Origin of the sequence: Saccharomonospora amisosensis, assembly GCF_011761185.1 — a bacterium.
GTDB lineage: Bacteria > Actinomycetota > Actinomycetes > Mycobacteriales > Pseudonocardiaceae > Saccharomonospora_A > Saccharomonospora_A amisosensis.
In genome coordinates, this window is the sequence record NZ_JAAOYM010000001.1 from 823,337 (window position 1) to 845,284 (window position 21,948).

The window sequence follows — 21,948 nt, forward strand, 5'->3', positions numbered from 1 at the left end:
TCTCGACCAGTCGTACGTGCAGGCCATCACGGACCGTGATCGTCACCTAGGCCCGTTCGGTGGCTGCTACAACTGACTGCGGTAGACAGCCCGCGAGCGAGGCGCACGTTGAGCACGCGGGGACCAGTCCCACGAGCCAAGCTCCGCATGCCGGACCAGATACGCCGCTCACCGGACTGCCCGCCGGCGACCCTGGGTGCACACAGTAATGGGGCTTGTCACCCACTTGCACCTGCATGAGCGCGGAGCGTCACGCTAGGCTCAAGACGATCTTTCATGCTTGGCCGTGCCAGTACGGGAGGAACACCATGACGGCTGCCGTTTCCCAATCGGCTACCACCGTTGAGGCCGACGAGTCGCTCTTCACTGTTGTGAGTGTTGCCAGCCGGCTCTCTTCCTTGGCGGACGTGATGGCCGAGATCGACAGCAAACGGGCAGCTGAGGTCATCCGGTTCCGGACGTGCTGCGCCGATCCACGAGCCAGCAAGTAAACCTGGAGGGGTCAGCCCGCGACAGCCCTTCCCACCTAGCAAACCACGTGGGAGCCAGAGCCAGGTGTTAAGCCTTCTCGACCGCCGCGGCGGACTTCACAGACTTCTCCACCACGACGGCGACTCCGTCGCGCAGGTACTATTGCGACATGGCATTCCGCCTACTTCCGTAGTTGTCTACCGGGACGCAGACCAAACGCCGGTGACCGACGACTCAGTGGTTTCCAGCGATACCGACTATACGGCTCGCCTGATCGAAGGCTACGACATCGAAGGCATACGTCGTCTTTACGACGGTGAACTATCGACTGCTGGTGGACAGCTATCGGCCTGTCAAGGTTTGCTGAAGCGTCGCCTAGCGGTCGCGCCCGATGGCAAGCTATCTATGGAGCGAGCCCATCTCGACAATTCAGCTGGTGCTCTTCATGTCGAAGAGACTGTTGTTGACACCGTCGAACGGTTCAGCCTTCTCCCGGAGGGAAGCACGGTAGTCCTCGGCCTCTCCGGCGGTGTGGATAGTGGCTCCTTGCTCATGCTGCTCAGCTCCTACCGCCGGCGCCACCCGTCGATGAACATCCGAATCCAGGCTGCAACGTTTGAGGATTTCGACAGCAGGTACTCGGAGACGTTCAGCTTCGCCTCTCGCCTGGCCAAGCGGTTCGACATCGAACACACCTTGGTCGAGGCCGACAAAGCCGAGCGCGTGTTCAATCTCACCCGCCCCGTCGAGCAGATCCTGCTGTTGTTGATGGAGTCGGATGATGCGCACCAAGCGATGTATGTCGATCATCACACGACACGTCGGGTCCTCGAGGTGTTTGCCGACGAGGTTGGCAGTGACACCGTTGCGCTCGGTCTGCACACCACCGATCTGCTTGCCGGGCTGTTGAACAGCTGGACAAGCGGCTACGACATCGGTCCGATCCCGGAACGGCAGATCGGCATCTACCGATACGTCCTGCCGCTGGCTTTCGTGCCGAAGCGGGAGCTACATCTCTACTACGCTGACCAACTTGGACACCTGCCCAAGCAGACCACCCCAAACCAGTGGGAGTTTAATCCCACCGATCGGAACTTCTATTACTATCTGGCGGACCACTTGCAATGGTTGTGGCCCGGCCTACAGCACTGGGCTTTTACCGCGCACAACGCGCAAGCCAGTGAAACAGTTACGTTCGAAACCTGCGAGAACTGCGGTGCTGCCGCTCGTGAGCAGCCAAATTCGCCCGCTTGGTCTGGTCTGTGCGACGTATGCACACTGTTCGACAAGCACGGCTGGTTGCGCATGTCTTGACCGCCACCACGAACAATGATCAGGGAGACACGATGACAACCGTGGGGCCGCAAGAGAATACCGAGCGCCGTCTGTTGCCGATTTTTCCAGCGGGAGAAATGGACGCGCTACAAGCCGGCCCCGTCGTGGACGGGCACCAAACCTACCAAGTGAACGACCACGAGACACTCTTCAGCAACGAGGAGCTGATTGAGCCGCTCCAACCCTATCCGGGCGCCGTACTGCCAAAGATTGCTGGACGCAAAGCTTACCCGATCCCGGACAGGGTCGGTAAGTATGGTACCTGGTCGGAGTTCAAAAAGGCTCCGAAGTTTATGGCGCAGTGGGTCCACTGGAAAACCCGTACTGACCTCATTCTTGAGGGCCGCTATCACGACGTGCCTCCAGCTCATTACGAAGGCATCTTTACGCTGGTGTGTAATTTTATGTGCCCACATTGCAGCCGGCGGGTTACTCGCACCAAGTGGGTTGAGGGCGGTACTTGGGACCACAACACACCCATCGAGAAGAAAAACACGATGCACCCAGACGGCCTACGCCGGGTCATCGATCAATTGGCCGCCAATATGGTCGACGATCAGATGGGGATCATCTGGGGCGGTGGAGACCCGACCGCCAACCCGTACACCTACACAGCGATGGCGTACGCCCGCGAGCGAGGCATCACGTCAAGCTTCCTCACCAACGGTGTGCACCTCGATGTCGACAACTGCCTCGCGACAGACCCTATTCTCGTCCGGATCAGCCTTAACTGCGGCACCGAAGAGGCATACCGGAAGTTCCACGGCTATCCGCGTGGGCGCGACGACTTCGACCGTGTACGGCAAAACATGCGTGACCTGGCGCGCCGGAAGCTAGAACTCGGTGCCAGGACGTTGGTGGGAATCTCGCTGATCGTCGACGAGCGCAACATGGACGACATCGTGGAGGCGGCCAAGGAAGTCCGGGCTGTCGTCGACGACGCCGGACCCGGCATCGACTATGTCATCGCCCGGCCGGTCATGAACTACAAGCACTTCGATCACGAGTGGGCGCGTCTTAAAGACGATACCAAACAACGCGGCATGGACCTCGTCAACGAAGGAGGTGAAGCCTGGCAGATCTTCCATGACCTGGGCATTCCGCTCGTGTTGATTAAGGACTCGTTCGACGAGCCACCGCCACCGGAGTCTTACGAGGGGTCCGAGTGTCTGGCTTATGGCCTCTATGGCGAGATCCGACACAACGGCGATGTGCAGCTGTGCTCTGATTCCTACGGAAACCCTAAGTACACCATAGGAAACCTGTTCGACAACGACTTGGACGAAATCTTGACCTCGGAACGCCGCCGGAAGGTGCTGGCCGAAATCAACGAGTCCAAGTGCTTCCAGACAACGTGCCCGCACAACTCCCGTGGCCATCACCACAATCGAATCTTCCACCAGATCGAGTCATTCCGCCGAGCCGGCCGGATGAATGAGGTACGCCAATGGGTCGACGACCTCCGCGAAGTGACCTATCCCCTCGGCCATTCCTTCTTCGTGTAGGGCCGGGTTGGTGTCGGTGACCCCAGCGGATCTGTCGATGTCCGAACGGTGGCCGCTGCCCGAGCAGGTCGGTCGCTGGGGCAGTGCTGCCGAGTTCAGCAGCCAGCGAGCAGAGGCGGGCCAATGGGTGTTCTGGCAGGATCGATTCGATCTGGTCTTGGCCGGCCGCTACCACGAGGTCGTTCCGCTGCACGTCGAGCTCAGCCCGACGTTCCTCTGCAACTTCGCCTGCCCATGGTGCAGCTGTCGCAGCGCTCGTGAAGAGTGGTCCGAGGACGACGTATTCCGGCATCCACGCTCGACCCCGCTCACCGTAATGCGAATGCCCCGGCTGGAGCGGGTCGTAGACCACCTTGCCGACCACGGTGTCGAGGTGATGTGGGTCGGTGGCGAGCCGACCATGAACCCGCTGCTCTACCCTGCGGCCGCGCGTGCTCACGAGCGCGGTGTTAACCAGTGCTTGTTCACCAACGGCAGCCTGTTCCGGCCTGATCAGGCCGCGTCCCTGTTTGATTCCGACTTGGTGTTCATCCGGGTCAGTCTCAACGCCGTCACGCCGGAGGTACACCAGCGGCACCACGATTACGACCCCCGCCGCCCGCACTGGCAGCGCGTGCTGGACAACCTGGCGCTTCTCGCCGAACTGCGCGCCGAGGAGCGATCCCGGACGCTGGTCGGCGTATCCATCGTGGTTGACCGCAACAACGCGGACGACATCCTGCCTACGGCACGCTTCCTCAGTGGCTTGTGTACAGGCGAACGGGACGGGCGCATCGACTACGTGATCATGAGACCTGCCTTCCCAATCGTCGGCGCACAAGTTGATGTCGACCGTGCAACCGTGGACGCGTTCCTGCGCGAGGCGGCCCCCGGCTCCGAGACCCGTCGGCTTCTTGCCGATGCGGGGATCGAGGTGGTCGTCCCAGATGCCTCGGTGGGCGTGGTCGACGCCATGCCGGATGACGACCTCGGTTGCCTGGCCGCGGGCTGGTTTGGCGAGGTCACTCCATCCGGCGACATGCTGCCATGTTCCGACCTGTACGGAGATCCCGGCTTCTACATCGGCAACATCGCCAACGACTCGCTGACCGACATCTGGGCAAGCGACAGGAGGCGCGCGGTGCTCGGAGAGGTACGCCGAGGGCGGTGCCCTTCCACCCGATGCCCGGAAAATGGCCGCGGGCACCATCTCAACCGGGCCTTCCGTCAAGTCGAGACCTTCCGCCGCAGTGACCGACTTAACGAGGTCGCGCGCTGGGCAGAGGACCTTCGGCGCGTCCTGCCTGTGCCCGAGCATTCGTTCTTCCTCTGAAACGGATCGTCATGACGGGAGAACGATCTGTGATGTCAGAACTTGAGCCGGCGATGAGTGATCTTGAGTTGCTCAGGTGGATACGCCGGACCATGCACCAATGGCCTGAGTTGGGTCATGAGGAACACCGAACGTCAGCCTTCCTAGAAGGTGTCCTCGGTGGGTTCGGCCTTCGATTCTCCCGGCCCGCACCGACCAGCCTGGCCGTCAGCCTCGGACCACGTGGCCGCCCAACCGTCGCATTCAGGGCTGACCTGGACGCCATCGCTCGTACCGAGGAGACAGAGCTGCCCTTTGCGTCAGAGCGACCCGGTGTCATGCATGCCTGCGGACACGACGGGCACACGGCGGCGTTAGTCGTTCTGGCTCGCCGACTGGCGCGCCGCCAGCCAATCGACCCAGTGCTCCTGATCTTCCAACAGGCCGAGGAAGTCCATCCCAGCGGTGCCCGCCGGGTGATCGAGGGGCTTGGACCAGGCACCTGGCCAGCCGATCAGATGTATGGCCTGCACCTGTGGCCCGAACTCCCGGAAGACACTATCGGCCTTAGGACGGGTGCTCTCATGCCTGGCATCTCGGGCGTCACGGCTACCTTCCGAGCTGTCCAAGGCCGCTCGCACGGGACGCGGGTCGATGCTGGGGCAGGCGATGCGCTGAACGCGGTGAACCGCTTCTGCAGCATGGTCGAGCGAGTGGTACCTGCCGGACGATGTCCGACCTCCGAGCGGCCAGTCGTGGTCCATGTCGGTATGGCGCAGGCTGGCGAGGCGCCCAACCAGCCGGCTTCCAGCGGATCGGTGAGGGCGACAATGAGATGGCTCGATCACGACGCTCGCGTCCGTTGCGAGAAAGACCTGCGTCAGATTGCGGAGGATGTCACCGCCGAAACCGGCGTCGCGGTAAACGTCTGTGTCGAGAACGACGTCCGCCCCCTGGTCCCCAATGCGGCATCGGCGGTGAACAATGTGGCCAGCGCGTGCGAGAAGGTGGGGCTCAATGTGGCAGCCAACTACCCGCAAGCGCCGCTCGGCGTCAGCGACGACTTCGGCTGCTATTTGGAACATGTGCCAGGCGCGCTGTTTCTGGTCGGCTGCGGGACGGGTAATGATCAAGCCGACCTCCACGACCCGAAGTTCGACTTCCGTGAGGAGGCACTGCTGCCGGTGGTGGATGTCCTGGAACTGCTTGCACGGCAGGATTTCGGCTCGGTGGTCAACCCATGACTGGCGACCAGTCGAACACTCTGGTCATCTCCGCTGAGGCCGTCGAGGCCATCGAGAAGATCTGGACAGATCAACGGATCGACGACGCCCAACTCCGCGAGCCGGATATCCAGGAGGGGCTGCGTCAGCGGTGGGCCACCCATCTCGGAACCACCTGGTCAGAGCTAGTGAAGAACATTCGCGGCACCATACGTGCGCAGCTGTGGGTCGTTGTCCGCTCACCTATCGGCCGCCCGAGCCCAGCATTGTTGGCGGCGCTCGGAACTGCCGTTGGCTGGTTGGCCGATCCCTACCGCGCTTCCTGGTCACGTGTGTTGCAGGAGATCCCCCACAAGCCCGAGTGGACGCCAGATCTGGAGTGGCATACCGACAGCACCGGCTGGCCTCAGCCCAACGACGTCACGGCGTTGACTTGTCTGAAGCCCGCAGTGACCGGCGGCGCAACCGATCTCCTGACGCTCGACACCGTCCAGCGCACGGCGATCGACGAGGCCACCCTGACCACCTTGGCGGGTGCGGACTTCGCGTGGCCGCTCGACGCCGAGCTCGGTGGCGGCCACGCGAGCGACGTGATTATCACCCCGCAGCGAATCCGATTCATGCGTGCGGCGCTGCTGAACGCCACGGACGACCGCATTCGAGAATCTGCGCGTCGGTTCGCGGATCTCATCGACCGACTGGCACCGGACCAGTCCGCCGTTCTCGATCCTGGCGACAGCCTGCTGTTCGACAACGCTCGTTGCCTACATCGACGAGGCGAGCTTTCCGACCCCGATCGCCGGCGTCTCCTGCTCAGGACGAAGATTTTCTGGCAGCTACCAGACAGGCTGGACGGTCAGGCACGCCACCGCGCCATCACGTCGTAAGTCTTGCCGGCTTTCGCCGGGTCGCGGTCAACAATGTCACCAAGAGTCTCGTCGATCTTGCGCATCACTTCGAGGTCAAGCACAACCTCGGCAGCCGCGGCAGTCTCCCGGAGCTGGCTGGAGTTTGACGCACCGACAACGGCTGCTGCGACTCCAGGCTGTTGGAGGACCCATGCCACGCCCAGTTGCGCCAGGGTCACGCCAAGCGAGTCGGCGATCGGTCGAAGTCGCTGTACCCGCTCTAGTACGTCGTTGGACAGGCACCGGGTAATCGAGGAGGCACGAACTGCCGTGGCGCGAGACCGCTCGGGCCATGGCACCCGAGGCAAGTACTTGCCCGTGAGCACACCTTGGGCAAGCGGTGAGAAAGCGACCTGCGTCATTCCGAGCTCTGTACTCGCCGGTATCACCGCTGGCTCAATAACTCTCCACAACATGGAATATTGCGCCTGATTGGACACCAGGCCGATCCCCAAGCTCTCGGCAATCGCCTGGCCCGCGCGCAACTGGCTGGCCGTCCACTCTGAGACACCGACATGCCGGACGTCTCCTCGCCGGACAAGCTCCGCCAATGCTCCAATCGTCTCCTCTAACGGCGTCTCGTCGTCGAAGCGGTGCGCCTGGTACAGATCGATGTAGTCGGTGCGCAGGCGTCGCAGGGAGCGATGGCAGCTCGTAAGCACGTGCTGGCGCGAGAGATCCTTGTCATGACCTGGCCGACCGGGACGAAGCCCCACCTTGGTCGAGACGACCACGGAATCGCGACGAACAGCGGACAGTGCCGTGCCGAGAATCTCCTCGGCACGGCCGTCCGCATAGATATCGGCCGTGTCGAACATGGTGATGCCGACATCGAGCGCCGTTGCGATGCATTCCGCAGCAGTCGAGGCATCGGCGTAACCCCCATGGGTTAGCCAGTTGCCGTAAGCAATGGCGCTGACCCTCAGGTCGTGGATGCCGACCGAGCGGTACTGCACTGTTACGAGCGGGGCGCCCGCTCGTCGCGTGTCAGTGTGTCCTTACCGACGTAGGGCACAAGCACGTCAGGTACGCGCACGGTGCCGTCTGGTTGCAGCCCGTGCTCCAGGATCGCCGACCACACCCGTGGCGTGGCTATAGCGGAGCCGTTCAGCGTGTTCACCGGCGCAGTCCCACCTTCGGGCCGCCGGTAGCGGATGCCGCCACGGCGAGCCTGGAAGTCCGTGAAGTTGCCGACGGACGAGCACTCCAGCCACTTGTCCAGCCCCGGCGCGTATACCTCAAGGTCATAGATCCGGGCCGAGGAGAAGGTCAAGTCACCGGTGCACAGGTCCACCACCCTGTACGGCAGCTCCAACAACTGGAGCGCGCGCTCGCAGTCCGCCAGCAACTCGAAGAACTGGTCCTCCACCTCGTCCGGGTGACACAGCTGCACCAACTCCACCTTGTGGAACTCGTGCAACCGCTGCATCCCTCGAGTGTCCTTGCCGGCACTGCCCGCCTCGCGCCGGAAGCATGCGGTGTAGGTCATGTACCGCTTAGGGAGGTCCTCCACGCTAAGGATCTCGTCCCGATGCAGCCCGGTCAGCGGCAACTCGCCGGTCGGCACCGCCCAGAGGTCATCCAGCGTCGTGTTGTACATATCGTCGGCGAACTTCGGCAGGTGCCCGGTGGCCATCGGCGTTTCCCGCCGCACGAAATGCGGCACGACGAGCTCCAGGTACCGGTCGCGGTGCAGGTCCAACGCGAACTGCACCAGCGCGCGCAGCAGTCGTGACCCGTCCCCGTACAGTACTGGGAACCCTGACCCGCTCAGCTTGGCCGCGCGCTTGAGATCAAGCAGCCCCAGCTCGTCGGCGATCTCCCAATGCGGTCGGGTATCCGTGCGCTGGCTGGCCTCTGGACCCTCGTACCGGAGGATGACGTTGTCTTCTTCCTCCAGCCCGACCGGCACGGCCGGATGAGGCAGGTTGGGCAACTGGTACAGCAGCTCGTCAGCCGTCTCGATGGCTTTGCGAAGTTGCTCCTCTAGGTCCGCGATGTCCGTCTTGAGCTCGGCGAGCGCTGCCCGCTCCTCGTCGACGTTCGCGGCATTCTGGGCCATCAGACGACCGAAGTCCTTAGAGCGCCGATTCATCTCGGCACGCTTCGTGTCCAGCTTCGCGTTGATCGCTCGCCGGTCAAGCACCGCGTCACGAGCACTCAGCACCAGAGATCGATCAACCTTCTTGCCAGCAAGACGCTCAGCGACCGAATCCGTGTGGTTCAGCAGCAAGTCTAGGTCGATCAAGATCTCCTCCTGCGTAAGTGCCGGAGCTCCGGCTGCGGGTACTGATGATCCCCGCCCAACCCATGAAACAGCCATCACCCTGCGTGACAACCTGCCGCCGGGAAGTCACCAGGCTATGCTTCGTATCACTTTAGATTTTGCCATGTGCCCGCACGGGGCTCCTGGCGGGATACCTGTTCAGCCGGTTCACCGCAGGACATGGGCCTGCACGTCGGTTGATCGAGGGATGACGGTCGGCATTACTGGCCAAGATGGGACCATGGCGTCCTGGCTCGTGGGCTTTGAAACGCGGCTGCGCACCCCACGGGTGCGCGTCGGCCTACTGGGGCCCCTGATGACGCTGACCAGGCAAAACAGGCAGCAGCGAGACTGAAGACCTCGCCTCAGAATGCCTCCCGCGAGCACGCGGGCCTCACTCCTGATCATGGATATGGGACTCCGAGCCGGAAGCATTGCACTGCACTGGTTGCGCGTCGTGTCCAACCATCGTGGAACGGGTCATGGGCGGTTGAAGGTTACTGGTTGTAGCTACACGATGGTACCGGTGAGCAGAGCTACGAAGGCTCCTGCGATCAGAAATGGGCCGACCCGCAGCGACGTATCGCGCGGGAGTCGGCCGGCAGCGCGCAGGATCAGCTGGGCAACCGCGGCGAGGCCCCACCCGAACAGCGTTCCGGTGAGCAACGTGCTCCAGCCAGCCGAGCACAACGCGAACCCCAGCAGGCCGCCCAACTTGACGTCTCCACCACCGAGCTGACCTGGGAAGAGAGCGTAGAGCGTGCCGTAGAACGCCAGAATGATCAGCATGCCAGTGAGTGCGCGTACCACCATCGCAGGGGTTTGATTGACAAACGTGCTCACCACGGCGGTGCTGGCAACGCCGATATAGGCAGTGAGCATGAGCCAGTTCGGGAGCTTGCCTGTGCGAGCATCGATAACTGCCAGTGGAACAGCCGTGACCGTGAGTGCGCTCACAACGAAGAGTTCTGGTTGCCCATCCCATCGCAACGCGAGCAGCGGAAACAAGCTGGTCGTAAGAGCGAGTTGGGTGATCGTTTGCCACATCGGTAGGCACGACTCGTTACGCCACGTAGCCAGCCAGGTGAGCGCGCTCGCGAGCGCGCCGACTATCGCCCATGTGGCGGGTGCGGAGATTGCTGTAATGATGATCTCCCCCGAACGGCGTAGTTGGTCCGACACGTCTCGTAGCGAGTCCGTTTGCGTGTCCAAACGCTAGGGGCGGCTGGTCCACCAGGGCCACTTGGCCGTCTGTCGCTAGGCCAAACGGGTGAATTTCTGGTGCCGAAACGCTCCAGTTGTGGATTTGTGCCCAGGTCTCGTTGATGTGACCTGGGGGACCAGAGGTACACGTGGTCAGGTGCTTCGATCAAGTGACGAGAGGAACACCTGACTGGGGGTCGCATGCATGCGCTGATGAGCCCAGCAAATCTACGGCGCTGGGGCGCTCTGTCTGGTCTGGTAATCGTTTGCCTTGCGGGGACGCTGGCGTGCGAGTCGGGGGACTCGGGTGCGCCGGCCTCGAAGGCCAGCAATGCGCCGAGCGCTGACGCTTCACCGCCGGCACCGTCGCCGACGAAGTCACCTGCCGAAGTGGCAGGCCAGCAGGCGACCGAGGCATACGTCGGCATGTGGCAGGCGATGGCCCGTGCGGGCGAGACATCGAACTGGCAGGCGCCTGAGCTAGCGCAGTATGCGACCGGTAACGCTCTGACCACGATCACGCGCAGCTTGTACGCCGATCACTTCAACCATGTGGTGAGTCGAGGCAGGCCCAAGAACAACCCCACGGTGTCCGCGGTAGATCCGCCGAATAACCCGAGCACAGTCCGGATCAATGACTGCGGGGACTCGACGAACTGGTTGCAGTACAAGGAAGGAACGAACGAGCCCGTTGATAACTCGCCTGGCGGGCGACGTTCCATCGTGGCGGAGGTGAAGAAGCAGGCGGACGGGAGCTGGAAGGTTGATCGGTTCGCGGTGGAAGGACTCGGGTCATGCTGAGGCGAACGATCATCACAACCGGTGCGGTGTCCACCATGCTTCTCCTCGGTGCAACCCCAGCGTTCGCGGGTGATCCGTGGGGCGGTGTCGATTGTGATCAGGTGCCCTACGCTGGATGCGATTTGGGCGCCGGACAAGGTCGCCAACCTGGGCAGCCTTCGCGACCGCAGCAACCGGGCTCTGGCCAGGAAGACGACGGCGATCCCTCGACCCCGAGGCCGCAGGGCGACCAGATTGTGGGGGACCCGAACCTGGCCAACTGCGGCTATGTACGAAGCGACTACCGGCCACCGAGCCAGGGCACAGTGACAATTGGCTACCACCCGCCTCGCAGCGGCGGCGCGGTCACGGTGACGCCCGCTCTCTACCGGGCGACTACGGCGCCGGCGATAGCGCGACCCGTGCAGCAGCAGCCACCGCCTGGGCAGCCGGGGGCTTGGTACGTGTATCAGTGTTCCGGTGAGGGGTGGCGGGATGCGCTTTACCGACCGCCGATCTGGATTCCTGACGGGCAGGCTGCGGCTCCCTCGCCGGAGCAGTTGGCGCAGCAGGCGTACAACCAGTTGCGACTACCGTCGCCTCAGATTCGTGCGAACCCCGTGGGGACGCAGTTGGTCAACCTTCCGACCTGGCTATGGCTGGATCAGTCCAGTTGGGGCCCGCGGTCGGCCACCGCGTCAGTTCCGGGGGTGTCGGTGACTGCCACGGCAACGCCCCAGTCGGTGACCTGGTCGATGGGTGACGGTTCCACCGTGACGTGCCCCGGGGCGGGAACTCCGTTCCCGACGGGTGGCAATCCGTCGGCGGCCTCGCCCGATTGCGGCCACACCTACACGCGCTCCTCGCAAGGCCAACCCAATAACCAGTTTCCAGTCTCGGCCACAATCCACTGGACGGTGACTTGGGCCGGAGCCGGCCAGGGCGGGACGTTCCCGAGCCTGACCACGACGTCGAGCGCGTCGTTCGCAGTAGCGGAATCGCAGGCAGTGAACACGAACTAAGCCCGATTCCCGTGCTGTAGAGCCAAAAAACGAATTCGATCAAGCGAGCGCCCCGCATTTCCAAGCGAGAGTGGGGTGCGAGGTACTCCCTTGCCTGGAGGTCGCTGCCATGCCCACACCAGTGTCCACTCAGGAGCCTGCCCAGGGGCCGCCGACGCCGTCGCGGTCGTGGGCGGGGCGTAAGCCCGGTGCGCCTACGCGGTTCACCGGCAGCGGACGTCGCCGGCGTGTGCCATATCTCGTGATCGGGTTGCTGCTGGTCGTCATGTGCGCGGCGGGCGCGGTCCTGACCGTGATGCAAGTGGGCAACCGTGAGCCGATGCTTGCACTGACACGTCCGGTCAGCGTGGGGCACATTCTCACCGCGCAGGACCTTCGGCAGGTCCCACTGTCGGCCGATTCCGGCGCGGACGTCATTCCCGCTAGCCAAGCCCAAGCGGTGCTCGGGCAGCCTGTGGCGTACTCCCTTCCCAGCGGCGCGCTGCTGTCGCGCTCGGCGCTGGGCCAGCCCCAGGTTCCTCCCGCTGGGCAGGGTGTGGTCGCGGTCGGAGTGAAACCGGGTCAATTCCCACCCGAGATTGCCCCTGGAACCACAGTGTCGGTGATCGTGGTGCCCAACAGCAGCACCGGCGCCGGTCAAACGGCATCGGGCGGTCCGTGGTCGGCAGTGGTGACCAGTGTGTCCGCGCAGGCCAACGATCAGTCCACTGTGGTCTCCCTCCAATTGCCGACCACCAGCGCGCGTCAAGTCGCGGCGATCCCACCTGGCCAGCTTTCGCTGGTGGCTGTCCCCGCGGGAGGCCAGTAATGCTCGTAGGACTCTGCTCGGTGAAGGGTTCCCCTGGCGTCACCACCACGGCGCTGGCCCTCGCCGCACGGTGGCCTGACGGCGACCCCGTTCTGATCGAAGCTGATCCGTCCGGAGGCGACCTCGCAGCACGTTTCCGCCTGTCCGCCAGTCCTGGCCTGGTCTCGCTGGCTGCCGCATCCCGGCGCGACCCGCATCGCAGCTTGGTGCATGAGCACTGCCAGATGCTGCCGGGAGGGCTGCCTGTCGTGGTCGGACCTGTGGCGGCCGACCAAGCGCGGGCCGCGCTGGGCGTGCTGGCTGCTCGCGGAGCTCAGGCGGTGCGCTCCGCAGCGCAGGGACCGGCGACTGCCGTGCTCGTTGATGCTGGCCGGTTGGACGCCTCGTCCCCGGCATTGCCGGTGGTGCGCGGTGCGGATGCGTTGCTGGTGCTGGCCCGGCCGCGAGCCGAAGAACTGTCCCATGTGGCGACGCTGCTCGGCGCGGTGCCGACCTGGACGCGGATGCCGGGGCTGGTACTGGTCGGTTCCGGGTACGGCAAGGCCGAAGTCGAGCGCGAACTCCAGGTTCCGGTCATGGCCACGCTGCCCGACGATCCTCGGGGCGCGGATGTCCTGTGTGGACGCTCATCAGGACGGGGGCCGGATCGCTCCGTCCTTGGCCGCGCTGCAGAGCGGCTTGCTCGCGCAGTGACCCACCAGGCAAGTCGAGGTGAGGCCAGTTCAGGTCGGAATGGCCAATCCGCGTTGACGTCGCAGCCACAGCTGACTGTCGCGAGCTCTGGACAACTTACCGGAGATGGGGTGGTGCCACCGTGACCTCACAACCACACAGCCGAAACGGGGCTTTTCCTGACTTTGGTGGCAACACGTCGCCGGATACGCGACTTGGTATGTCGGAAAACGGACATGCCCAGCCGCAGGTGGAGCACCCCGGCGCCGAGGCATTGCGGGCTCGGCTGCGCCAGGCGGTATCGGCTGGGCTGGCCGAACGCATCCGGGCGGACGAGCAAGCCGGTCGCCCACCCCTGGACCACGTGGGTCGCCGCAACCTGGCAGAGAAACTGGCCACCGACGAAGCAGACGCCTACGCGGCCGAACAGCTGGCGAACCCCAGTACGTCCACCCTCGTCCCTGACGGAGTGGAACAGCGAGTCATCGCCTCGGTCCTGGATGACGTCTTCGGCATGGCCGGCCTGCAACCGCTCCTGGCGGACCCGAACATCGAGAACATCAACGTCAACGGCTGCGACCGTGTGTTCGTGCGCTATGCCAACGGGGAGCGCGCCCAGATGCCGCCCGTGGCCGCCTCAGACGACGAACTGATCGACCTGGTGCGCTCTCTGGCGACACGGAGCGGGGTCGAGGAGCGGCGATTCGACCGCGGCTCGCCCAGTGTCAGTGTCGAACTGCCGGACGGCTCGCGGATGTTCGCGGTCATGGCCGTCACCGAACGCCCATCAGTATCGATCCGCCGACACCGCTTTCAACGCGTCACCTTGGCCAGGCTCCGAGAGCTCGGCACCATCGACGCCGGTCTGGAAGCGCTGCTCGCCGCGATGGTGCGCGCCCGACTCAACGTGCTGGTCTGCGGCGGGACCGCGATTGGCAAGACAACCATGCTCCGTGGCTTGGCGTCGACGATCCCGCCCCAGGAACGGTTGATCACCATCGAGGACAACTTCGAACTCGGCCTCGACCGCGATCCACAGCATCCCGACGTGAAGGCCATGCAGGCTCGCGAAGCCAACGTGGAGGGAGAAGGCGCGATCTCGCAGGCCGAACTCGTCCGCTGGGCACTGCGCATGAGCCCTGATCGCGTCATCGTCGGCGAGGTCCGCGGCCCTGAAGTGGTGCCGATGTGCAATGCGATGTCGCAGGGCAATGACGGCAGCATGGCCACTCTGCACGCCTCCACCTCGCGAGGTGCGTTCACGAAGCTCGCCTCCTACGCCGCCCAAGGCGCCGAGCGGCTTCCCCTCGAGGCGACCAACCTCCTGGTGGCCTCAGCGCTGCACTTCGTCGTGCACCTAGCCGAGGCGCGCGACGACAAAACCCGCGTGGTCAGCTCCGTCAGGGAAGTCATTGACGCCGATGACAAACAGGTCATCTCCAACGAGGTCTACCGGCCCGGCCCAGACGGACGCGCCATCCCCGGGGTGCCCCTGCGCGCCGACACGGTGGAACGACTGGTCGAAGCCGGATTCGACCCCGAGTTGTTCGAACGCTCCGACGGATGGTGGCGACCATGAGCATCACCACGCTTCTCGCCGGACTCCTCGGCACCGGTTTCGCGGCCGGCCTGATCCTCATCGCAGTCGGAATACGTGGCCGCGAACCCGCTGCCCCTGGCCCCGCGAACCGGTGGATGTCGTGGTGGCAGCGGTACCGGGAACGGACCTCGGCACGCTGGTTGGCCGCAAGCGTTGTCGCTGGCCTGCTCGCCGGGTTGGTCACCGGCTGGGTCGCGGGAGGCATCCTGGTCGCGCTCGCCGCATGGGCGCTGCCCCGGGTGCTGGGCGGCAACCGAGAACATGAGTACCGGGTTCAACGGATCGAGGCCATCGCCGCCTGGACCGAGATGCTGCGCGACACGCTCGCAGCAGCCGCGGGACTGGAACAAGCGATTCTGGCCACCGTCGACACCACGCCCGAGGCGATCCGCGATGACGTGCGCGAGCTCGCCGTGCGGATCGAGCGCGGCGACAGGCTGGCCGACGCGCTCAAGGACATGGCGGACGACCTCAACGATCCCACCGCCGACCTGGTGATCTCGGCACTGGTTCTCGCCTCCCAGCACCAAGCCCGCCAGCTCGCGGATCTCCTGGGAGAACTGGCCATCGAGGCACGCGAGCAAGTCTCCATGCGGCTGCGCGTGGAAGCCGGCCGAGCCCGCACGCGCACCAGCGTGCGCGTCATCGTCACCACGACCCTGGTGTTCGCCACCGGTCTCGTCGCCCTCAACCGCGGCTACCTCGCGCCCTACGACGGCGTTTTCGGGCAACTCATGCTGCTGGTCGTCGGCGGACTCTTCGGACTGGCGTTCGTGTGGCTGGACAAGATCAGCCGGCTGGCCGTGCCGGAGCGCTTCTTGACCAACCTCACCGTCTCCGATGTCGCACGCCAGGAGGTGGGCGGATGATCACCACAGCGCTCCTGCTCGGCGCAGGAACCGGACTGGGTCTGTGGGTCCTGCTGGTCTGGCTCCTTCCCCCGCGGCCATCGCTGGCCAGCGCGCTGGCTGCCGCAGGAGCCACCCCGAAACCCAAACCGGTCATCACCACCCCTGATGCCGGTGGCTGGGCCGCACGAGTGGGACGCCCCGCGGTCCGCCCGCTCGCCGCGCTCGGCCTGCCAGGGCAGAAGCGACGGCGCGACCTGATGGTGCTGGAGCGCTCCCCGGACGCGCTCCTGGCCGAGAAGGCAGTACTCGCTGTCGCCGGCCTGCTGCTGCCCACCGCGCTCCAGCTCGTCTTGCTGGCTGCGGGACTTGCGCTGCCGTGGGAATTTCCTTTCGTCGCTGGCCTGGCCTGCGCAGTGGGTGGGTTTCTGTTGCCAGACTTGGATGTCCGCCAACAAGCAGAGCGCAGACGCACGTCGTTTCGTCATGCCCTCTCGGCGTACCTCAATCTCGTCCGCGTCTCCCTGGCCGGAGGCGCTGGGGTGGATGGAGCGCTGACCGATGCGGCCAGCACCGGCCAAGGCTGGGCGTTCGCCCAGATCCGGCGAGCACTGACCACCGCACGCCTGACCCGGACGACGCCGTGGGCCACGTTGCGCCAGCTCGGCGAGGAACTCGACGTTCGCGAACTCGTCGAGCTCGCGTCGTCGGTGTCCCTTGCCGGAACCGAGGGCGCCAAGGTGCGTGCCAGCCTCGCGGCCAAGGCTGGCGCGATGCGCACACACGAGCTCACCGAAGCCGAAGGCGAAGCACAGGCCGCCACCGAGCGCATGTCGTTGCCGGTCATCTGCCTCTTCGCCGGCTTCTTGGTGTTCATCGGATACCCGGCGATCGCCACCGTCCTCGGCAGCTTGTGAGACAAGGAGAACCCGCTGATGCTGACCTATTTCATCGCCATCATCGGCCTTTGCCGTGCCCGGCTTGACGAACTTCGCTCGGACGAGCGCGGCTACTCCACCGAAGCCGTACTGGTGACCGCGCTCCTGGTCGCCGCTGCGATCGCCGTGATCGCGATCATCGTGGCCGCGGTGACTCGAAAGGCCGGAGAGATCAACGACAAGATGTGAGACGTCACCATGTCTGCTCGGATCGACCGACGACGAGGACACGCGCGTTGGCGGAGACTGACCAAAGACGAGCGCGGGGCGGTGTCAGCTGAACTCGTCCTCGCGATCCCCGCCCTGCTGCTGCTCATCCTGCTAATCGCGCAATTTGCGATCTGGGCACACGCGACGCACATTGCTCAAGCCGCTGCCTCTCAAGCACTGTCCGCCGCACGGGTGCAGGGAGGCAGCAGTGCGGACGGCCAGGCCGAAGCAGACGATGTCCTGGCGCAGCTTGGCAGTGGACCACTACGCAATCCCCGGGCGACGGTGAATCGAGGGCCACAAGAGTCCACTGTAGATATCGGTGGCGAGGCAGCGAGCGTCGTTCCGTTCCTTCATCTGCCGGTCAAAGCACGCGCAGTCGGGCCGAGCGAGCGGTTCGTCCCGCCAGCACTTGGGTTCGCGAATCCTGAAGCGCCCGCGGATGGCAACCCCACCACCGGAGGCAAGGGATGGCACTAGCCGTCGGCGTGCATTCGATGAGGGATGGCTTGGTTCGGAAGCCGCAGCCGGTGACGAGCTCGCTGCGGGGATGGCGACTACACGTCTGGGAGGGGGTAGCGCTCCGTGAACTCGGCGATGGTCACTCCCATTATGACCACGTCGTGGTGGCGCCCCGCGAAGTACTCGTGATCGCGCAACCGCCCTTCGACCTGGAAGCCGAGTTTCTCATGAAGATTGATCGATGCCTCGTTGAATGCGTAGATGCCGACACCGCACTTGTGAAAGCGCCGTTCGCCGAACATGTACCGCAAGAGCACAACAATCGCGTCACTCGCAAATCCCCGGCGTTGATAGTCGCGGCCAATGCCGATGCCGTAGCTGAATCGGCCAGCACGCTGGTCGATGTTCGTCGTGGACAGCGCACCGACAACGATCTGCTCGGACAGCGACTCGATGGCGAGCTGGAACTCATCATCCGATGCCGGCTGCGTGGCGCGGTCAGTAGCCCACCGGCGGTAGCCGGCAGCCGAACGCGGCGGATGGATGAGATCGACACTGCGCATATCCGCCGAGAACTGATCGAATCGCATGAAGGCTTGCCAATCTTCGGGTTCGATCCCGCGCAGCCGAACTTTGGTCCCATCCCAGATCGACGTCATGCCCCGGATTCAAGCAGTGCGGTCCTCGGACGACGAAACGGTTTTTCGGCGTGGCGGGTCAGCGAACGTGCCATGGTTCAAACGCCAGGGGCAACAGGATGAGACGACTACGCTGCCTGTTGCGGGACGAGCGTGGCTCGGCGGCCACCGAGCTTACCCTGTTGGTCCCCGCGTTGATCCTGCTGATGCTGTTCGTGGTGTTCTGCGGGCGACTGGCCGACGCGCGCCTGCGGGTCGACGACGCCGCCCACCAAGCCGTCCGCGCCGCCACCCTCGCGCGGAGCGGCAGCCAAGCGAACACCGACGCACGTTCCATCGCGGAGGCCGCATTGGCGCAAGCCGGGATCACTTGCCAAAGCCTTACTGTCGATGCCCAACTCGGCAATCTGCAACCTGGCAGCACCGTCACCGTGACTCTCACATGCCACATTGGACTGTCCGATTTGGCAATGCTTGGGATACCGGGCACCACCACGGCTGAAGGCACCGCGTCCTCCGTGGTGGACCGGTGGCGCGGCACCTCTCCTGGAGCGGTCCCATGAACCGAGGCTGGCGCCAGCTCGCAGACGACGAGAACGGACGGGTGACCGCGTTCGTCGTCCTGATCACCACGGCCTGCCTGCTGTTCGCCGGGCTCGTCTTGGACGGCGGCCTGGCCCTGTCGGCGAAGACCCGAGCGATCGGACAGGCCGAGGAAGCCGCCCGTGCCGGGGCGCAGGAGCTCGACCTCGCCGCTTACCGCAGCGGTGGCGCGGCCCGGCTCCAACCAACAGCCGCGATCTCTGCCGCGCAGCGCTACCTCAACTCCGTCGGCGCGAGCGGGACCGTCACCGTCGCCGGAAACACCGTGAACGTCAGCGTGACCGCCCACCAGCCGACCCAATTGCTTGGGCTGATCGGCATCACCGACATCACCGTTTCCGGCGACGGCCATGCCCAACCAGACCAAGGTGACTTCGGAGGGCCATGATGAGCATCGTCCTTCGCATTCTGCGCCGTGTGGCTCACCTGCTCGGCGCGCTGCTCGCCCTGGCCGCGCTCGCCGCGTTGCTCATCGGCGTGCCCTGGGGATTATGGCACTACATCGGCTGGCCCCTGCCCGATCACATCCCCAGCCGCGACGAGGTCGAAGCGCTTCTGCTCAACCCGTTGTCGGTCACGCTGCTGCTCGACATCCTTGCCTGCATCGCCTGGCCGACCTGGCTCGTGTTCGCCCTGGACGTCGCGCGTTGCGTGCCCGACGCCCTGCGCGGCGTCCGGCCACCACCGACCGGGCCGATCCACGCGGTGGCCGGTGTCCTGGTGGCCGCGGTGCTACTCGGCCTCGTCGGGCAACGAAGCACCGCACCGCCGGCGACATCGCTGACGACCGACGTGATCGCATCGCCTGCGCCCGTGTCCACCCGGACCGTCGAACACTCGACGATAGAGCAGATTGCGTTCGCCCCACCTGCGTCGAGTCACGCGGCAAACACCGAAGCTAAGCCCGGCACCGCGATCGTCCAGCCGCCCCGAGCCGGCGTGCATGACAGCCTGTGGCGCATCGCGGAACGAGAACTCGGCGACGGCGCACGCTGGCCCGAGCTGTTCCACGCCAACCAGGACCGCGTCCAAGCTGACGGTCGAGCTCTCCATGACCCAAACCTCGTTTACCCCGGCTGGGTTCTGGTTCTTCCCGAGCCGCCGGAGGTATCAACCCCACCTGCGCCACCGCCCGCTCCGCAACCTCCTCCGCCGCCTCAACCACCATCGGATCACCCGAGCCCAGCGCCCGAGCCCGAGCACCATCCCGCGCCAGTTCCCCAGAACAACCCCGTGTCAACGACATCGACCACCGGGATCGTGCTGGTCACCGGCGGATTCGTCGCAGCCGGCCTAGCCAGCGCAGTCGCAGCCGCCATGATCGTCCGCCGTCGTCGTCGAATGCGTGCCTACCAACCCGGCAGCGGCGACCGGGAGCAACCACCGCCGCCTGCCCCGGCCGTGCGCGCCCTGCGCATCACCTACGACGAACAGCAGCTCGGCCTCGACGAGGAGACGGACGACTCCGACGACCCGATCGTGCTCACCGACGCCGAGCCGGACCAGGTCGACTCACCAGCGACGGAGCCCAGTCCGCTCGCTGAGCACGCTGTGGAGATCGGCACCCGCGACGAACGCGCCCAAGCGGTCGATCTCGCCGCCTTGCACGGTTTGGGTATCACGGGGGCCGGAGCCGAAGCGACCGCCCGCGCGCTGCTCGTACACCTGCTCGGCACCACGACCGCCACCGTCGTCGTGCCCGAACCCGATGCCGTGGGTCTCCTCGGCGCCGAACCACCAGCCTCGTCACGTCTGCGGATCACCCCCGATCTCGACGCCGCGATCGAGGAACTCGGAAGTCGTTTGCACCCTGCCGACACCGAGAACGTCACGGCGACGGTGTTGGTGGCCAGCATCCGCGGCCCGCACGCGCGCCTGCAATCCCTGCTCGACAACGGCGGAGACTGCGGAATCGTCGGCATCCTGCTCGGTCACTGGCCTGCCGGCGGCACCGTGCGCGTGCGGGCGGACGGCATCGTCACTGCCGCCAGCCCCGAGCTCGATCAACAGCTCCGCGGAGCTCGGCTTTTCCACGTCGGCGCCACAGACACACGCGATCTCATCGAGCTGTTCGCAGCTGCCACACCAACGACGGTCACCGACCCGCCACCGGCCCAGGCACCAGACGAGGCCGCCGGAGAGGGGGTAACACAACCCCCGCTCGTCCGCGGACATGCCGAGATCGGCGACGTCATCGACGAGACCGACCACAACAAGCTCGTCGAAGCAGACGGCAACGAGACGCTTCCTGAGCAGGACGAGGCCACGCCCCCGCCAGCCGAAGACCAACTGATCAACGTCCAATCCTCGACCATGCAACCCTCGCCAGATTCTCCCCCGGATGACGAAGCGGAGACCGACGCAGAGCCAGCCGACGACGATTGTCACGCCCAACGACCGTTCAGCTTGACGACCTTCGGACCGTTGGCACTTCTGTGGAATTCCTCGAGCGGGCAGCAGGATCTGACTGAGCGGTTCGCTCCCAAACACAAGGCGCTCCTGGCCTTTCTCGCTCTGTACCCAGAAGGCACAACCCGCGAGACCGTACGGTCGGCCCTGTGGCCGGACGCCACAGGGCAACGCCCGTACAACGCCTTCTACGCGACTCTCTCGCAAGTCCGCAAGATCCTCACCCAGGCCACCGACGAGCAGGCCGGCGACCTCATCGACCAGCACGCCGATCACGTTGCACTCAACCCAGACCTCGTCGAAGTGGACTACTGGCACCTCTATGACGCCGAGCACGACCGGCGAACCGCCACCACCGACGATCAACGCCTCGACGCCTGGTCCCGAATCGCCGCGATCTATACCGGCGAGGTCGCAGAAGGCATGTCAGCCCTGTGGCTCGATGGACCCCGCGAAGCAGCACACCGCACCGCGATCGACGCCCTCGCAGGCATGGCCGCCTACTACCGCAGCAGCGACCCCCAACGTCAGCTGCAACTGCTGGAACACGCCCGCCTGCTCAACCCCGGAAACGAGGACATCTACCGCGACATCATGCGAGCGCAGGCGGAACTCGGGCTCACCGACGCCATCAGCCGCACACTGCACCTACTCACCACGGCGTTGGCCAACATCGGCGACCGCCCTGACCCCAGCACCCTCACGCTCGCTCGTGCATTGCAAGCCCGAGAACATCGCCGCGCGGCTGCCAGTTGA

Annotated in this window: 21 protein-coding genes; 16 read left to right on the forward strand and 5 right to left on the reverse strand. The window is 64.9% G+C overall.

Annotated features, from left to right (window positions below; all coding sequences use genetic code 11):
* The first annotated feature begins 693 nt into the window (after window positions 1-693).
* The 5 genes from FHU38_RS04105 to FHU38_RS04125 are packed head-to-tail and all read left to right on the forward strand — an operon-like array spanning window position 694 to window position 6,712.
* Window positions 694-1,785, forward strand: a complete 1,092-nt coding sequence (locus tag FHU38_RS04105) for an asparagine synthase-related protein (protein ID WP_167166634.1) — start codon at window positions 694-696, stop codon at window positions 1,783-1,785.
* Between the two features lie 32 nt (window positions 1,786-1,817).
* Window positions 1,818-3,311, forward strand: coding sequence for a radical SAM protein (locus FHU38_RS04110; RefSeq protein ID WP_167166636.1), 1,494 nt, complete (start codon window positions 1,818-1,820; stop codon window positions 3,309-3,311).
* 37 nt (window positions 3,312-3,348) lie between these two features.
* Window positions 3,349-4,623 carry a radical SAM protein gene (locus tag FHU38_RS04115; protein ID WP_167166638.1) on the forward strand — a complete coding sequence of 425 codons (1,275 nt, stop codon included), beginning with the start codon at window positions 3,349-3,351 and terminating at the stop codon, window positions 4,621-4,623.
* A gap of 53 nt (window positions 4,624-4,676) precedes the next feature.
* Window positions 4,677-5,846, forward strand: coding sequence for a M20 metallopeptidase family protein (locus tag FHU38_RS04120; protein ID WP_279590210.1), 1,170 nt, complete (start codon window positions 4,677-4,679; stop codon window positions 5,844-5,846).
* Window positions 5,843-6,712 (forward strand): TauD/TfdA family dioxygenase, encoded by an 870-nt coding sequence (locus FHU38_RS04125; protein ID WP_167166642.1) that lies wholly within the window; start codon window positions 5,843-5,845, stop codon window positions 6,710-6,712. The genes FHU38_RS04120 and FHU38_RS04125 overlap by 4 nt, the downstream gene beginning before the upstream one ends.
* On the opposite strand, the gene FHU38_RS04130 is transcribed toward FHU38_RS04125, so the two are convergent.
* The 3 genes from FHU38_RS04130 to FHU38_RS04140 all read right to left on the reverse strand — a co-directional run bounded on the left by FHU38_RS04130 (window position 6,682) and on the right by FHU38_RS04140 (window position 10,046).
* Window positions 6,682-7,689, reverse strand: a complete 1,008-nt coding sequence (locus FHU38_RS04130) for an aldo/keto reductase (RefSeq protein WP_167166644.1) — start codon at window positions 7,687-7,689, stop codon at window positions 6,682-6,684. The two genes, FHU38_RS04125 and FHU38_RS04130, sit on opposite strands and share 31 nt — an antisense overlap.
* A 2-nt stretch (window positions 7,690-7,691) precedes the next feature.
* Window positions 7,692-8,981, reverse strand: a complete 1,290-nt coding sequence (gene serS / locus FHU38_RS04135) for a serine--tRNA ligase (protein ID WP_167166646.1) — start codon at window positions 8,979-8,981, stop codon at window positions 7,692-7,694.
* Window positions 8,982-9,509: 528 nt separating this feature from the next.
* Complete coding sequence (locus FHU38_RS04140; RefSeq protein WP_167166648.1) at window positions 9,510-10,046, reverse strand: prepilin peptidase; 537 nt, start codon at window positions 10,044-10,046, stop codon at window positions 9,510-9,512.
* A gap of 357 nt (window positions 10,047-10,403) precedes the next feature.
* Between FHU38_RS04140 and FHU38_RS27155 the strand changes: the two genes are divergently transcribed.
* The gene (locus FHU38_RS27155) at window positions 10,404-11,003 is read left to right on the forward strand and encodes a hypothetical protein (protein ID WP_243852194.1); all 600 of its coding nucleotides are present in this window, start codon (window positions 10,404-10,406) and stop codon (window positions 11,001-11,003) included.
* Window positions 11,004-11,646: 643 nt separating this feature from the next.
* Here FHU38_RS27155 and FHU38_RS04150 read toward each other — a convergent pair.
* Window positions 11,647-11,832: a hypothetical protein gene (locus FHU38_RS04150; protein ID WP_167166651.1), complete on the reverse strand. Its 186-nt coding sequence runs from the start codon at window positions 11,830-11,832 to the stop codon at window positions 11,647-11,649.
* Window positions 11,833-12,233: 401 nt separating this feature from the next.
* On the opposite strand from FHU38_RS04150, the gene FHU38_RS04155 reads away from it, so the two are divergent.
* The 7 genes from FHU38_RS04155 (at window position 12,234) to FHU38_RS04185 (ending at window position 17,560) form a co-directional block, all read left to right on the forward strand.
* Window positions 12,234-12,812: a hypothetical protein gene (locus FHU38_RS04155; protein WP_167166653.1), complete on the forward strand. Its 579-nt coding sequence runs from the start codon at window positions 12,234-12,236 to the stop codon at window positions 12,810-12,812.
* A complete protein-coding gene (locus tag FHU38_RS04160; RefSeq protein ID WP_167166655.1) occupies window positions 12,812-13,630 on the forward strand; it encodes a chromosome partitioning protein in 819 nt (272 codons plus the stop codon). Before FHU38_RS04155 ends, FHU38_RS04160 begins: the two co-directional genes overlap by 1 nt.
* Window positions 13,631-13,704: 74 nt before the next feature.
* Window positions 13,705-15,063 (forward strand): CpaF family protein, encoded by a 1,359-nt coding sequence (locus FHU38_RS04165; RefSeq protein ID WP_167166657.1) that lies wholly within the window; start codon window positions 13,705-13,707, stop codon window positions 15,061-15,063.
* Window positions 15,060-15,953 (forward strand): type II secretion system F family protein, encoded by an 894-nt coding sequence (locus FHU38_RS04170; protein ID WP_167166659.1) that lies wholly within the window; start codon window positions 15,060-15,062, stop codon window positions 15,951-15,953. The genes FHU38_RS04165 and FHU38_RS04170 overlap by 4 nt, the downstream gene beginning before the upstream one ends.
* Window positions 15,950-16,849: a type II secretion system F family protein gene (locus FHU38_RS04175; protein WP_208415549.1), complete on the forward strand. Its 900-nt coding sequence runs from the start codon at window positions 15,950-15,952 to the stop codon at window positions 16,847-16,849. The genes FHU38_RS04170 and FHU38_RS04175 overlap by 4 nt, the downstream gene beginning before the upstream one ends.
* Window positions 16,850-16,867: 18 nt before the next feature.
* Window positions 16,868-17,059 carry a hypothetical protein gene (locus FHU38_RS04180; RefSeq protein ID WP_167166661.1) on the forward strand — a complete coding sequence of 64 codons (192 nt, stop codon included), beginning with the start codon at window positions 16,868-16,870 and terminating at the stop codon, window positions 17,057-17,059.
* An 81-nt stretch (window positions 17,060-17,140) separates the two neighbouring features.
* On the forward strand, window positions 17,141-17,560 hold the full coding sequence (locus FHU38_RS04185; protein ID WP_313886662.1) for a TadE/TadG family type IV pilus assembly protein: 420 nt from the start codon (window positions 17,141-17,143) through the stop codon (window positions 17,558-17,560).
* A 77-nt stretch (window positions 17,561-17,637) separates the two neighbouring features.
* Here the strand turns inward: FHU38_RS04185 and FHU38_RS04190 are convergent, their stop codons facing one another.
* The gene (locus FHU38_RS04190) at window positions 17,638-18,201 is read right to left on the reverse strand and encodes a GNAT family N-acetyltransferase (RefSeq protein ID WP_167166665.1); all 564 of its coding nucleotides are present in this window, start codon (window positions 18,199-18,201) and stop codon (window positions 17,638-17,640) included.
* Between the two features lie 119 nt (window positions 18,202-18,320).
* Between FHU38_RS04190 and FHU38_RS04195 the strand changes: the two genes are divergently transcribed.
* The 3 genes from FHU38_RS04195 to FHU38_RS04205 are packed head-to-tail and all read left to right on the forward strand — an operon-like array spanning window position 18,321 to window position 21,948.
* Window positions 18,321-18,743, forward strand: coding sequence for a TadE/TadG family type IV pilus assembly protein (locus FHU38_RS04195; protein ID WP_243852195.1), 423 nt, complete (start codon window positions 18,321-18,323; stop codon window positions 18,741-18,743).
* The gene (locus FHU38_RS04200; RefSeq protein WP_167166669.1) at window positions 18,740-19,171 is read left to right on the forward strand and encodes a pilus assembly protein TadG-related protein; all 432 of its coding nucleotides are present in this window, start codon (window positions 18,740-18,742) and stop codon (window positions 19,169-19,171) included. The genes FHU38_RS04195 and FHU38_RS04200 overlap by 4 nt, the downstream gene beginning before the upstream one ends.
* On the forward strand, window positions 19,168-21,948 hold the full coding sequence (locus FHU38_RS04205; protein WP_167166671.1) for a hypothetical protein: 2,781 nt from the start codon (window positions 19,168-19,170) through the stop codon (window positions 21,946-21,948). The genes FHU38_RS04200 and FHU38_RS04205 overlap by 4 nt, the downstream gene beginning before the upstream one ends.

What these genes read in the sequence shown, in the direction of transcription:
- FHU38_RS04115 (WP_167166638.1), top strand. Translation starts at nt 3,349, where the DNA reads ATGTCCGAACGGTGGCCGCTGCCCGAGCAGGTCGGTCGCTGGGGCAGT.
- FHU38_RS04180 (WP_167166661.1), top strand. Translation starts at nt 16,868, where the DNA reads ATGCTGACCTATTTCATCGCCATCATCGGCCTTTGCCGTGCCCGGCTT.
- FHU38_RS04125 (WP_167166642.1), top strand. Translation starts at nt 5,843, where the DNA reads ATGACTGGCGACCAGTCGAACACTCTGGTCATCTCCGCTGAGGCCGTC.
- FHU38_RS04160 (WP_167166655.1), top strand. Translation starts at nt 12,812, where the DNA reads ATGCTCGTAGGACTCTGCTCGGTGAAGGGTTCCCCTGGCGTCACCACC.
- FHU38_RS04140 (WP_167166648.1), bottom strand. Translation starts at nt 10,046, where the DNA reads ATGTGGCAAACGATCACCCAACTCGCTCTTACGACCAGCTTGTTTCCG.
- FHU38_RS04205 (WP_167166671.1), top strand. Translation starts at nt 19,168, where the DNA reads ATGATGAGCATCGTCCTTCGCATTCTGCGCCGTGTGGCTCACCTGCTC.
- FHU38_RS04200 (WP_167166669.1), top strand. Translation starts at nt 18,740, where the DNA reads ATGAACCGAGGCTGGCGCCAGCTCGCAGACGACGAGAACGGACGGGTG.
- FHU38_RS04190 (WP_167166665.1), bottom strand. Translation starts at nt 18,201, where the DNA reads ATGACGTCGATCTGGGATGGGACCAAAGTTCGGCTGCGCGGGATCGAA.
- FHU38_RS04120 (WP_279590210.1), top strand. Translation starts at nt 4,677, where the DNA reads ATGAGTGATCTTGAGTTGCTCAGGTGGATACGCCGGACCATGCACCAA.
- FHU38_RS04170 (WP_167166659.1), top strand. Translation starts at nt 15,060, where the DNA reads ATGAGCATCACCACGCTTCTCGCCGGACTCCTCGGCACCGGTTTCGCG.
- FHU38_RS04110 (WP_167166636.1), top strand. Translation starts at nt 1,818, where the DNA reads ATGACAACCGTGGGGCCGCAAGAGAATACCGAGCGCCGTCTGTTGCCG.
- FHU38_RS27155 (WP_243852194.1), top strand. Translation starts at nt 10,404, where the DNA reads ATGCATGCGCTGATGAGCCCAGCAAATCTACGGCGCTGGGGCGCTCTG.
- FHU38_RS04165 (WP_167166657.1), top strand. Translation starts at nt 13,705, where the DNA reads ATGTCGGAAAACGGACATGCCCAGCCGCAGGTGGAGCACCCCGGCGCC.
- FHU38_RS04175 (WP_208415549.1), top strand. Translation starts at nt 15,950, where the DNA reads ATGATCACCACAGCGCTCCTGCTCGGCGCAGGAACCGGACTGGGTCTG.